Source organism: Ensifer sp. NM-2 (assembly GCF_003024455.1).
GTDB lineage: Bacteria > Pseudomonadota > Alphaproteobacteria > Rhizobiales > Rhizobiaceae > Ensifer > Ensifer canadensis.
In genome coordinates, this window is record NZ_PVZR01000039.1 from 1 (window position 1) to 12,012 (window position 12,012).

The 12,012-nt window shown below is 62.6% G+C and carries 11 protein-coding genes; 7 read left to right on the forward strand and 4 right to left on the reverse strand.

Annotated elements, in window-relative coordinates; all coding sequences use genetic code 11:
- Positions 1-785 (forward strand): Gfo/Idh/MocA family protein (locus C6558_RS37405; RefSeq protein ID WP_107028717.1); only part of this gene is annotated, 785 nt, incomplete at its 5' end.
- A gap of 8 nt (positions 786-793) precedes the next feature.
- Here the strand turns inward: C6558_RS37405 and C6558_RS37410 are convergent.
- Both C6558_RS37410 and C6558_RS37415 read right to left on the reverse strand, forming a co-directional pair.
- Positions 794-1,810, reverse strand: coding sequence for a substrate-binding domain-containing protein (locus C6558_RS37410; RefSeq protein WP_025428077.1), 1,017 nt, complete (start codon positions 1,808-1,810; stop codon positions 794-796).
- Between the two features lie 65 nt (positions 1,811-1,875).
- Positions 1,876-3,099 (reverse strand): alpha/beta hydrolase, encoded by a 1,224-nt coding sequence (locus tag C6558_RS37415; RefSeq protein ID WP_239637579.1) that lies wholly within the window; start codon positions 3,097-3,099, stop codon positions 1,876-1,878.
- A gap of 334 nt (positions 3,100-3,433) precedes the next feature.
- On the opposite strand from C6558_RS37415, the gene C6558_RS37420 reads away from it, so the two are divergent.
- From C6558_RS37420 to C6558_RS37445, 6 genes are read left to right on the forward strand one after another with little or no spacing between them, the layout of a single operon-like run.
- The gene (locus C6558_RS37420; RefSeq protein WP_057205801.1) at positions 3,434-4,489 is read left to right on the forward strand and encodes a dipeptidase; all 1,056 of its coding nucleotides are present in this window, start codon (positions 3,434-3,436) and stop codon (positions 4,487-4,489) included.
- A 49-nt stretch (positions 4,490-4,538) separates the two neighbouring features.
- On the forward strand, positions 4,539-6,179 hold the full coding sequence (locus C6558_RS37425) for an ABC transporter substrate-binding protein (protein ID WP_057205798.1): 1,641 nt from the start codon (positions 4,539-4,541) through the stop codon (positions 6,177-6,179).
- Between the two features lie 42 nt (positions 6,180-6,221).
- A complete protein-coding gene (locus C6558_RS37430; protein ID WP_025428073.1) occupies positions 6,222-7,265 on the forward strand; it encodes an ABC transporter permease in 1,044 nt (347 codons plus the stop codon).
- Complete coding sequence (nikC, locus tag C6558_RS37435) at positions 7,262-8,194, forward strand: nickel transporter permease (protein ID WP_025428072.1); 933 nt, start codon at positions 7,262-7,264, stop codon at positions 8,192-8,194. Before C6558_RS37430 ends, nikC begins: the two co-directional genes overlap by 4 nt.
- Positions 8,191-9,024 carry an ABC transporter ATP-binding protein gene (locus C6558_RS37440; RefSeq protein WP_025428071.1) on the forward strand — a complete coding sequence of 278 codons (834 nt, stop codon included), beginning with the start codon at positions 8,191-8,193 and terminating at the stop codon, positions 9,022-9,024. The genes nikC and C6558_RS37440 overlap by 4 nt, the downstream gene beginning before the upstream one ends.
- A complete protein-coding gene (locus C6558_RS37445) occupies positions 9,021-9,785 on the forward strand; it encodes an ABC transporter ATP-binding protein (protein WP_025428070.1) in 765 nt (254 codons plus the stop codon). The genes C6558_RS37440 and C6558_RS37445 overlap by 4 nt, the downstream gene beginning before the upstream one ends.
- A gap of 192 nt (positions 9,786-9,977) precedes the next feature.
- Here the strand turns inward: C6558_RS37445 and C6558_RS37450 are convergent, their stop codons facing one another.
- Positions 9,978-10,715 carry a hypothetical protein gene (locus C6558_RS37450; RefSeq protein ID WP_038576354.1) on the reverse strand — a complete coding sequence of 246 codons (738 nt, stop codon included), beginning with the start codon at positions 10,713-10,715 and terminating at the stop codon, positions 9,978-9,980.
- Between the two features lie 60 nt (positions 10,716-10,775).
- Positions 10,776-12,008: a class I SAM-dependent methyltransferase gene (locus C6558_RS37455; RefSeq protein WP_025428068.1), complete on the reverse strand. Its 1,233-nt coding sequence runs from the start codon at positions 12,006-12,008 to the stop codon at positions 10,776-10,778.
- Between the last annotated feature and the right edge of the window lie 4 nt (positions 12,009-12,012).

Sequence of the window (12,012 nt, forward strand, 5' to 3'; positions counted from 1 at the left end):
AGCACGTGCTGTGCGAAAAGCCGCTGGCGGAAAACTACGCCAAGGCGGCGGAAATGGCCGATGCCGCCGAGCGATCGGGGCTGGTGACCATGGTCAACCTGACCTATCGCAATGTCGCGCCGCTGCAGAAGGCGCGGGCGATGGTGCTGGCCGGCGACGTCGGCAAACTGCGTCATCTGGAGGCGTCCTATCTGCAGAGCTGGCTCGTCTCCAAGGCGTGGGGCGACTGGGCGACGGAATCGCAATGGCTCTGGCGGCTGTCGACCAAACACGGCTCGAACGGTGTGCTGGGCGATGTCGGCATCCATATCCTCGATTTTGCCGGTTATGGCGCCGGCACCGAGGCCGAGCGGATCTTCGCGCGGCTGAAGACCTTCGACAAGGCGCCGGGAAACCGCATCGGCGAATATGACCTCGACGCCAATGACAGCTTCGTCATGACGGCCGAGTTCGGCAACGGCGCCATGGGCGTGATCCATGCCAGCCGCTGGGCCACCGGCCATCTCAACGAGCTGCGGCTGCGGCTGCATGGCGACAAGGGGGCGCTCGAAGTGGTTCATACGCCCGATGGCTCGACGCTTCGCGCCTGCCTCGGCACGGATGTTGAAACGGCAACCTGGCGTGATGTCGATGCCGGCACGGTGCCGACCAACTACCAGCGCTTCGTCGCCGCGGTTCGGGATGCCAAGACGGTCGAGCCCGGCTTCCGCCATGCGGCAAACCTGCAGAAGGTGCTCGATCTGGCGATGGAGACCGAGGCGGAAAGGCGCGAACTCTCGGTCTGATAAACGCCTCAGCCGGCCGGCGGGGCGGTGGAGTTGCGCATGACCAGCTCCACCGGCCAGACCTCGTTGAGGTCGGCGGCCGGCGTGCCCTGAAGCAGATCCAGAACCATTTCGGCGATCCGCGTTCCCGCAGCGCGGATTGACGAGCGTGTGGTGGTGAGCGTTGGGATCAGGTTCTCGGGGCTGAGATACGGAAAGACGTCGTCGTGGGCGATCAGCGAGATATGTTCGCCGACCGTCATTCCGGCGCTGCGGATTGCCCGCATGGCGCCGAGTGCCGACATCATCGAGCCGGCCAGCACCGCCGTCGGCCGGTTCTCCTGAGCCAGAAACCCCTGCATCAGGCGAAAGCCCATCTCGTCGGTGAAATCGCCGTTGCCGAGCAGGTTGGGATCGATGCCGATGCCGCGAGCGCCAAGCGCCGCCGCATAGCCATCCTGGCGGTGTTCGGTAAAGGTATAGCCGCGATGGCCGTTGACGAGCGCGATGCGGCGATGACCGAGCGCGGTCAGTAGGTCGGTTGCCTGGCGGATCGCGCCGTAATTGTCGATGTCGAGAAAGGCGAAATTGCCTGCCGTCTCGGTTCGTCCGTGCAGGACGAAGGGCAGCCGCAGGTCTGTCAGCAGAGCGATGCGGGGATCGTCGACCGCGGGCGAATGCAGGATCACCGCATCGACGCGCTTGCTGGCTGCAAGCCGGCGATAGGTCGCAAGCTCCGCTTCCCGACTGTCGACGGTTGAAAGCAGGATATCGACGTCGGCCTGTTGCAGCCGGCTACCGAGCCCACCCATGAACTCGCTGGTGTGCGGGCCGAAATCGCCGCCGCCGCGAAAGACGATGCCGATGGTGCCGACGCGTCCGGTCGCAAGCCCAAGCGCGCTGGTGTTCGGTCGGTAACCAAGTTCGGCCGCCGCCTTCAGCACCCGTTCGCGCGTCGCCTTCTTGACTTCCGGATAGCCGCTGAGCGCGCGGCTGACCGTCGTTTGAGATAGCCCCAGCCGGCCTGCGAACTCCTTGAGATTCATTTCATTTTCCCGTTGCCGTGGAGATCATAGCCTACCGGGCTTTGCCCGTGCAACAAGGCATGGCGTCAGGGGGCAACAGTCGAGCCGACGGTATTTTCCACTGATTGGCCAAGACGACGGACCTGATTGCCGTAGTTGGCGCGGGTACGCGGGTCGAAGATCATGATCGGCGTGGACACCGCGATGCTGGCAGCACTGCCGACGGTCTGGGCGGTGCCCAGCGCCACCGCGCCGACGCGTTCGCCGAGGCCGACATCGGAATCGGTCACCGTCTGCCCGGCGATCAGCCGGTTGCCGAGCAGTTGCACAACCTCAGGGCTTTCGGCGAATTTTCCATGATTCAGCTTGTCGCCGCCCTTGAGTGCCGTCAGGTCGAGAACGGTGATACCGGCCTGTTCCAGCTGGGTGCGATAAGGCTCGACCGTCGGGTCGATCTGCCCGAGCCGATCGATATTGCCGGAGATCCGGCGCGAGAGGTTGAGCGCGCGGTCGTCGCGTGACACGAACAGCGTGAATTTCGGCCGTGCCTTGCCCATCGCCTGGATCTGCTTGCCGAACACGTCGACGTCGAGATCCGGCGAGGCGAGAATGACGTCGGTAATCTTCGGTGCAATGCGGCCGTCGCGGATTGCCATCTGTCTGAGCGCCTCGACCGTGACCCAGGATCCCATCGAGTGGGCCATGACGGTGATTTCGCCGACCTTCGGGTCGCGGGAAGCGCGGCGCAGCAAATCTTCCAGCGCATCGCGGGAATAGTTGGTGCTTTCCTTGTCGTAATTGTAGTCGAAGACGCTGGCGCGCGACGGCCAGGTGAAGATCACCGGCGCGACGTCCGTTCCTGAATCGTGGACGATCTGGGCATAACGATAGACCGCATCCTCATAACGGTTGTTGAAACCGTGAACGAAGATCAGCACGCGCCGGCTTTTCGGCAGGTTGCCCTTCAGCCAGGACTGCGCATCATCCTTGCCCTTGAGCGGCGTTACGCTGACCGTTGAAAACTCGCGTTCGGGATTGGCCGGCAGTTTCTTCGGCCATTGAACCTGACCGACCTCGCGGTTCTTGCCCGGCGGGATCGAGACGACGATTTCCGTCAATGAGAGTTCGTCCGAGCGCTCACCGCTGAAAAGCACGCCCGGCTCAGTAGAGGGCGCGCGGGTGGTGGCGACCAGCAGGTCGACCTCCGAAGCGCCGCCGGCCGTTCCCGAGGGAACGAGCACGCCGACGGGCCGGCTGGCGCAGGCTGCGAGAAAGGATGCCAGGAACAATATGCTGGCGACGCGGCTGATTTGGCCCGGTCGGCCAGCCAGAGAGAACAAACGCAGCAACAAAACCCCCAATGCCGCATCATGCGGCGTGCCGATCCGTCATCGGGACCAGGCAATTCTCTTGCCTGAGAAATGGCAGGATTTCTGCCCTCGGAATAGCTTTTCGGCCTGTTCGGGACCTTTCTGGCGTCGCACGTGCGGCAAACATGCAACATTTCGCGACAGGCGGCCCTGGGTAAAACCCCTCGATATTCATTGAAAAGGGTTTGACCTTTCAATAGCATCCGATCTTCCTTCTTTCGGTGCGGCATCGCATGCCTCATCTGATCTCCCTGAAAACATAAGGAAATCCGGAATGCAGGCGGTTTTCGATGGCCATAATGACGTGCTTCTGCGGCTGTGGCAGAACGCACGCAAGGGAAGCGACCCCGTTGCCGAGTTCGTCGAGGGTACCGATAAGGGGCATATCGATGCGCCACGTTCGAAAGCCGGCGGTCTCATTGGCGGTCTCTGCGCCATCTACGTGCCCTCCGGCGATCTGGTGCTGGCGGGGCCGGACGAGAACGGCCACTATGTCACGCCGCTCTCGGCACCGCTCGAGCATTTGCCGTCGCTCGGCGTTGCCGTCGAGATGGCCGATATTGCGGTTCGTCTCGACCGCGCCGGTGCCTGGAAGCTTTGCCGGTCGACGGCGGAGATCCGCGATGCAGCCGGGCAGGGCACTTTTGCATCCGTTCTGCACATGGAAGGCTGCGAAGCCATTGGTGCCGATCTGTCCGCACTCGAAACCTTCTACGCCGCTGGCCTGCGTTCGCTTGGACCGGTGTGGAGCCGCCACAACGTCTTTGCCCACGGCGTGCCCTTTGCCTTCCCGATGTCGCCCGATACGGCGCCTGGCCTGACCGAGGCCGGCTTCGAACTGGTGAAGGCGTGCAACCGCTTGGGCATCCTGATCGATCTCGCCCACATCACCGAGAAGGGCTTCTGGGATGTCGCCAAGACGAGCGACCAGCCGCTGGTTGTCAGCCATTCGAACGCCCATGCACTGACGGCGGTTGCGCGTAATCTCACAGACAAGCAGCTGGATGCCGTCAGCGAGAGCAAGGGGCTCGTCGGCCTCAACTACGCAACCACGATGCTGCGCGCCGACGCGCAGGAAAATGCGGCGACACCGCTTTCCGATATGGTCCGCCACATCGACTACATGGTCGAGCGCATGGGCATCGACTGCGTCGGGCTCGGTTCGGACTTCGACGGCGCGACGATACCGGAAGACATCGCCGACGCTGCGGGCAGCCAGAAGCTCGTTGCCGCGCTTAGTGGCGCCGGATATGGTGACGCCGAACTGGCAAAGATATGCCGGGAGAACTGGCTGAGAGTTCTGGGGCAGGCTTGGCACGAGGCCGCCTGATCCATGAAGAAGAGCCCCCAAAGGGCACAAACGAGGGAACTGCAAAAAAATGATGCACAAGCTCAATGGACGTCTTCGTCTTCTGACCGCTTCGGCAGCGCTGGCCATGGTGATGGCCGCGACCGCACCGGCCTTTGCCGAAACGCCGAAGGACACGCTGGTCGAAGCCTTTGCGATCGACGACGTTATTTCCATGGATCCGGGCGAAGCCTTCGAGCTGACCGCGGCCGAAATCACCGGCAACACCTACAGCATGCTGGTGCGCCTCGACATCAACGACACCACCAAGATTGTCGGCGATCTCGCCGACAGCTGGACGGTTTCCGATGATGGTCTGACCTATACGTTCAAGCTGAAGTCCGGCCTGAAGTTCGCCTCCGGCAACCCGGTAACCGCTGCTGATGTCGCCTGGTCGTTCGAGCGCGCTGTCAAGCTCGACAAGAGCCCCGCCTTCATCCTCACCCAGTTCGGCCTTACCGGCGACAACGTGACGGAAAAGGCCAAGGCCGCAGACGATACGACCTTCGTCTTCACCGTCGACCAACCCTATGCGCCGAGCTTTGTCTTGAACTGCCTGACGGCGACCGTTGGTGCCGTGCTCGACAAGAAGCTGGTGCTCGAAAACGTCAAGCCGGTCACGCCAACGGATGACTACAAGTACGACAACGACTTCGGCAACGAATGGCTGAAGACCGGCTATGCCGGTTCGGGTCCGTTCAAGCTGCGCGAATGGCGCGCCAACGAAGTCATCGTTCTCGAGCGCAACGACAACTACTATGGCGAACAGGCCAAGCTCGCCCGCGTCATCTATCGTCACATGAAGGAAAGCTCGGGCCAGCGCCTGGCGCTGGAAGCCGGCGACATCGACATCGCGCGCAACCTGGAGCCGGGCGATTTCGACGCCGTTGCGAAGAATGCCGACCTCGGCACGACCAATGCGCCGAAGGGCACGGTCTATTACATCAGCCTCAACCAGAAGAATGCCAACCTTGCCAAGCCCGAGGTGCGCGAGGCCTTCAAGTATCTGGTCGATTACGATGCGATCGGCTCGACGATCATCAAGGGCATCGGCGAGATCCACCAGAGCTTCCTGCCGAAGGGCGTGCTGGGTGCCCTCGACGAGAACCCCTACAAGTTCGACGTCGCCAAGGCGAAGGAACTCTTGGCCAAGGCCGGTCTCGCTGACGGCTTCACCGTCACCATGGACGTGCGCAACGGCCAGCCGGTCACCGGCATTGCCGAATCCTTCCAGCAGACACTCGGCCAGGCCGGCGTGAAGCTGGAGATCATCCCCGGCGACGGCAAGCAGACGCTGACGAAGTACCGTGCCCGCAACCACGACATGTATATCGGTCAGTGGGGCATGGACTATTTCGACCCGAACTCGAATGCCGAAACCTTCACCAGCAACCCGGACAACTCCGACGAAGGCAAGAACAAGACGCTTGCCTGGCGCAATGCCTGGGACGTTCCGGAACTGACGAAGAAGACCAAGGATGCCCTGCTCGAGCGTGACAGCGCCAAGCGTGCGGAAACCTACAAGGAACTGCAGAAGACCGTTCTCGGCGAAAGCCCGTTCGTGATCATCTTCCAGCAGACCGAAGTTGCCGGCTACCGCGGCAACGTCAAGGGCCTGAAGCTCGGCCCGAGCTTCGACACCAACTTCGTTGCTGGCATCTCGAAGGAATAACCCGAAAGGATAGTTCCCTTGAGCATGAGCGGAACAGAACGGATGGGCGGGCGCCGACGCGCCCGTCCGGCGAAGATCATGGGCGCCGTGTTGCGCTTCCTCGTGATCGTCGTCACCACCTATCTCGGCCTTCTGGCCGTGACCTTCTTCATCGGCCGGGTGATCCCGATCGACCCGGTGCTCGCCGTCCTCGGCGACCGGGCGCCGACGCATGTCGTCGAAAGGACGCGCGAGGCGATGGGGCTGAACCTGCCCCTGTACCAACAATTCTTGATCTATGTGCGCCAGGCGCTGACCGGCGACTTCGGTATTTCAGTGCTGACGACCAACCCTGTGATGACCGATATCCGCCGCGTGTTCCCGGCGACCATGGAGCTTGCGACGCTCGGCACCCTGCTCGGCGCCATCTTCGGCGTGCCGCTCGGTGTTCTCGCTGCCGTCAAGCGCGGCAGCATCGCCGACCAGATCGTGCGCATTATCGGCCTTGTCGGCTATTCCGTGCCGATCTTCTGGCTGGCGCTGCTGTCGCTCCTCGTGTTCTACGCCCGGCTGAAGTGGGTCGCCTATCCCGGCCGTATCGATATCGTTTTCGAATACACCTTCACGCCGATCACCGGCTTCTACCTGTTCGACGCGCTCTGGCAACGTCAGTGGGATGTGCTGTGGGACGTCTTCCGCCACATCATCCTGCCGGCATCGCTGCTCGGCTATTTCTCGCTGGCCTATATCAGCCGCATGACGCGCAGCTTCATGCTCAATGAGTTGCAGCAGGAATACATCGTTGCCGCCCGCGCCAAGGGGCTCTCGGAATCCCGCATCATCTGGGGCCATGCGCTGCGAAATGCCGCCGTGCCGCTCGTGACCGTGATTGCGCTTTCCTATGCCGGGCTGCTCGAAGGTTCGGTCTTGACCGAAACCGTCTTCGCCTGGCCGGGCCTTGGCCTCTACATCACCAATTCGCTGCAGAATGCCGACATGAATGCCGTTCTCGGTGGCACCATCGTCATCGGTTCGGTCTTCATCGGCATCAATCTGCTGTCCGATCTTCTCTATCGGACGCTTGACCCAAGGACGCGCCAGCGATGAGCACCGTCACTGAAACACGCCCGATGACACGCCGCGAATGGCTGTTGTCCGACCGGCCGCAATCGCGCACCCAGGCGCGCCTCGGCCGCGCCTACATGACCTGGCAGCGCTTTTCCGCCAACAAGCTGGCCGTTCTCGGCCTGTTGATCCTGCTGGCATTGGTGTTCGTCGCCGCTTTCGCCAACGTGCTGGCACCGCATTCGCCCTATATCGGCGACCTCGCCAATGCCCGCTTGCTGCCGCCCGGCACCCAGGGTTATCTGCTCGGCACCGATGATCTCGGAAGAGACATTCTCTCTCGGCTCATCCACGGCTCGCGGCTGACGCTTGCCGTCGTGCTTTTGGTCGCGATCATCGCCGCACCCGTCGGCCTCATCGTCGGCGCGGTCGCTGGCTATGCCGGCGGATGGGTCGATGCGGTGCTGATGCGCATCACCGATATCTTCCTCGCCTTTCCGAAGCTGGTTCTGGCTCTCGCTTTCGTGGCAGCGCTTGGCCCGGGCATCGAGAATGCCGTCATCGCCATCGCCATTACCTCCTGGCCACCCTATGCCCGCATTGCGCGCGCCGAGACGCTGACGGTGCGCAATTCCGACTACATCGCCGCGGTGCAACTGATGGGCGCGTCGCCGACCCGCATCGTCTTCCGGCATGTGATGCCGATGTGCATGTCGTCGCTGATCGTGCGCGTCACACTCGACATGGCCGGCATCATCCTGACGGCCGCGGGCCTCGGCTTCCTCGGCCTCGGCGCACAGCCGCCGCTGCCGGAATGGGGCGCGATGATCGCATCCGGTCGCCGCTTCATCCTCGACCAGTGGTGGGTTGCCACCATGCCCGGCGTCGCGATCCTGATCGTCAGCCTCGGCTTCAACTTGCTTGGCGACGGCCTGCGCGACGCGCTCGACCCGCGGGAGAGCGGACAATGAACCCGCTTCTGACCGTTGACGACCTGAAGGTCTCGTTTCCAACCCGCACAGGGGTGGTTGAGGCCGTGCGCGGGGTCTCGTTCACGCTCGGCCGCGAGCGCCTCGGCATTGTCGGCGAGAGCGGCTCCGGCAAGTCGCAGACGGGGCGGGCGATCATGGGTCTGACGCCGGCGCATGCGCGGGTCACGGCCAAGACGCTTTCCTTCGAAGGCATCGACCTGCTTTCGGCCGCGCCGAAGGTGCGTCGGGATTTGCGCGGCAAGCGCATCGCCATGATCCTGCAGGACCCGAAATACTCGCTGAACCCGGTGATGAGCATCGGCCGGCAGATTGTCGAGACCCTCAAACGCCATGAGAGCGTCAGCCGCGCGGAAGCGCGTGAGCGGGCGCTTGACATGCTGGAGGCCGTGCAGATCCGTGATCCCGGGCGCGTCTATGATCTCTACCCGCACGAAGTCTCGGGTGGCATGGGGCAGCGCGCGATGATCGCGATGATGCTGGTGGCTGGCCCGGAACTTCTGATCGCCGACGAACCGACTTCGGCGCTCGACGTGACGGTCCAGCTCGAAGTGTTGTCGATCCTCGACAAGCTGGTCGCCGATCGCGGCATGGGCCTGATCTTTGTTTCGCACGACCTGCGGCTGGTGTCGTCGTTCTGCGACCGCGTCATCGTCATGTATGCCGGAAAGATCGTCGAGGAATTGGCCGCTTCCGACCTCGCAAACGCCAAACATCCCTATACCCAGGGCCTGTTGAACTGCATGCCGGCCATCGGTTCCGATCGCCATCCCCTGCCGGTTCTTGATCGCAAACCGGAGTGGGCCCTATGACGACCGCCACCGTATCCGTCGAAAATCTTGTCGTCACCTATGACGAGTTCAAGGCGCTGGACGACGTCAGCATCGACGTCGCGCCCGGTGAATCCTTCGGGCTCGTCGGTGAATCCGGTTCGGGCAAGTCGACCTTGCTTCGCGCGGTCGCCGGCCTTGCGCCGGTGACGTCAGGCAAGGTCCGCGTGCATGACCGGGTTCTGATCGGCAACCGCCGGGACAAGGCGTTTTATCGCGACGTGCAGATGGTGTTCCAGGACCCCTATGGTTCGCTGCATCCGCGCCAGACGATCGACCGCCAATTGCTCGAACCTCTCGCCATTCACGGCGTTGCCGATGGCGAACGCCGCATTCTGAAGGCGCTCGATGAAGTCGGCCTCGGCTCGGGCTTCCGCTTCCGCTACCCGCATCAGCTGTCCGGCGGCCAGCGCCAGCGCATTGCCATTGCCCGGGCGCTGATCCTCGAGCCCTCGATCCTGCTTCTCGATGAGCCGACTTCGGCGCTCGACGCCTCCGTGCAGGCCGAGGTCCTGAACCTGCTCGAACAGGTTCGACGCGACCGAAAGCTCACCTTCATCATGGTCAGCCACGACCTCGGCGTCGTCACGCACATGTGCGACCGCCTGGCGGTGATGCAGAACGGACGGGTGGTCGAACGCCTGTCCTCGGCGGATCTTGTCGCCGGGCGGATCGGCGAAGAGTACACGCGCAACCTGATGGTTGCGAGCAAGGGCTTCCAGCGCAAGGGTGCCGCTGCCTGACTTCAAGGGTTGCACAGTTGGGCCTGACAGGGCCCGACTGTGGTCCAAGGACCCTGGAATAGTTGGGCCTCTCGTTGAGGCGCGCAGCGCGCGACGAGGAGCGCGCGTCACATATGGACGCCATGGCGCCTTTAAGCACGTGGCATTGATTTCTCCCGCAACCGATTCCGATTTTGGAAGAAAAATAAGGCGTTAGCTTGCCTTCTCCCAGATCGATGTGGCGTTGGCAATGACCTTGCGGATGTTGCGCTGCTCGCGCCACTCGCGTCCCATGTCGCGAATGACCGGCTTTCTTTCCGGCGAGAAGATGTAGTTGCGGTAGCCTGCGACGTAGCCTTCCAATGCCGGGTTGACGCCGGAATAGAACTGCTTCTCCGGGTCGCGCGACAAGTCCATCATCTCGGCGCAGCGGCGCGCGAACGTCCCGCGCAGGATAGATGGCGAGGTCGTGAATTTCGGGAAGGTGCGGAAGAGCGGGATCTTGATCCCAAGCAGGCGGCCATACTCGTTTCGCTGATGGAAGTGCCCTTTTCGGCGGATATCCCAGTTCTGATCGGCGGTGTGAAACGACACCTGCATGATCGACGGATCGGCAAAGGGGGCCAGCAGATCCTCGCCCACGTCGCGCAGCGCGACCCAGTCGTCTTCCAGATGGAAGACATAGTCCGACGTGGTCGCGGCCCATACTCTTGCGACTGCGGCGCAAAAACCCGGATGCTGCGGTTCGGAGATCGTCGCGTCGGGGAAATGGCCGCGAACGATGTCGACGCAGGCGGCATGATCCTCCGGCGAGCCGAAGACGGGATCGAGATTGAGATGGGCGATCCCCACATCAAAACGGCATAGGACCTTTTCACGGAAGCTGTTCAGCGTTGCTGAAAGCAACTCCGGTCGCCTGGTTGCGACAATGCAAAGATCGATCCTGGACATTGTGCTCCTGCCCGATGCCGTTTCCTTCGCCGTTATCGCGGATTTTGATGAAGAGTTGGCCTAAATCAAGCGGACGAATGGTATGGCGACGACGAAACGACCGCCCCAGGCGCGGATGGTGGCATTGTCAGCGACGATCTCGTCGGTCAGGTTCCAGGGAAGGATAACGAGATAGTCCGGCTTGGCCACCTCCAGGTGGCTCGGCGCATGCACCGGGATGTGGGTGCCGGGCAAAAGCTTGCCCTGCTTGAGGTCGTTGCGATCGACCGCAAAGGCGATCTCGCCGGGCTTCACGCCGCAGACATTGAGGAAGGTATTGCCCTTCGCGGCTGCACCATAGGCAGCGACCGTCTTGCCCTCGGATTTGGCGAGAGCGAGGAAGTCACGGAATCCCTGGCAGACAGCGGCGATGCGCGTATCGAATTTCGCGTAGGTCTCCATCTGCGTGAGGCCAGCGGCCTCTTCGCTCGCACGTATCGATGCCAGGCGCTCCGTCGCCGGGCGCGTGCCGGTTTCGGTCTGGGCGAAAACCCGTAGCGAGCCGCCGTGGGTCGGCAACTCTTCCACATCGAAGACCTTCAGGCCGGATGCTGCAAAAATGCGTTCAACCGCCGCCAGTGAGAGATAGGAATAGTGTTCGTGATAGATCGTGTCGAACTGGACGCCTTCCATCAGGCGCAGCAGATGCGGAAACTCGAATGTTGCGACGCCATCCGGCTTCAGCAGAATTGCAAAGCCGGCGACGAAATCGGCGATGTCGGGCACGTGCGCCAGCACATTGTTGGCGGCAGTCAGGTCCGCACGGATGCCGCGGGCAACCAGGTCCGTTGCCGTCTTCCGGCCGAAAAAGGCGACCTCGGTCGGAACGTTGCGGGTCTCGGCGATCTTGGCCGCGTTGGCTGCGGGCTCGATGCCCAGAACCGGAATATCCTTGGCGACGAAATATTGCAGCAGGTAGCCGTCATTGGACGCGATCTCCACCACCTGCGAGGCTCCATCGAGCTGGAAGCGCTCGGTCATGGCATCGGCGTAGCGACGGGCGTGATCGAGCCAGCTGCTCGAAAAGGAGGAGAGATAGGCATAGCCATCGGTGAAGATTTCATCGGCCGGCACGGTTTCCGTCGTCTGAACGAGCAGGCACTCGGAACAGACCATTGCCTTTAGCGGGAAGGCGCGTTCACGCGCGATCGCTTCCTCGGTCGGCTCCAGGAAGGAGTTGGACCAGGGGGTCGATCCCAGATCGGCGACGACGGTCTTAAGCGGGGTCGAGCAGAAGCGGCAGTTGTGGGACATTGGG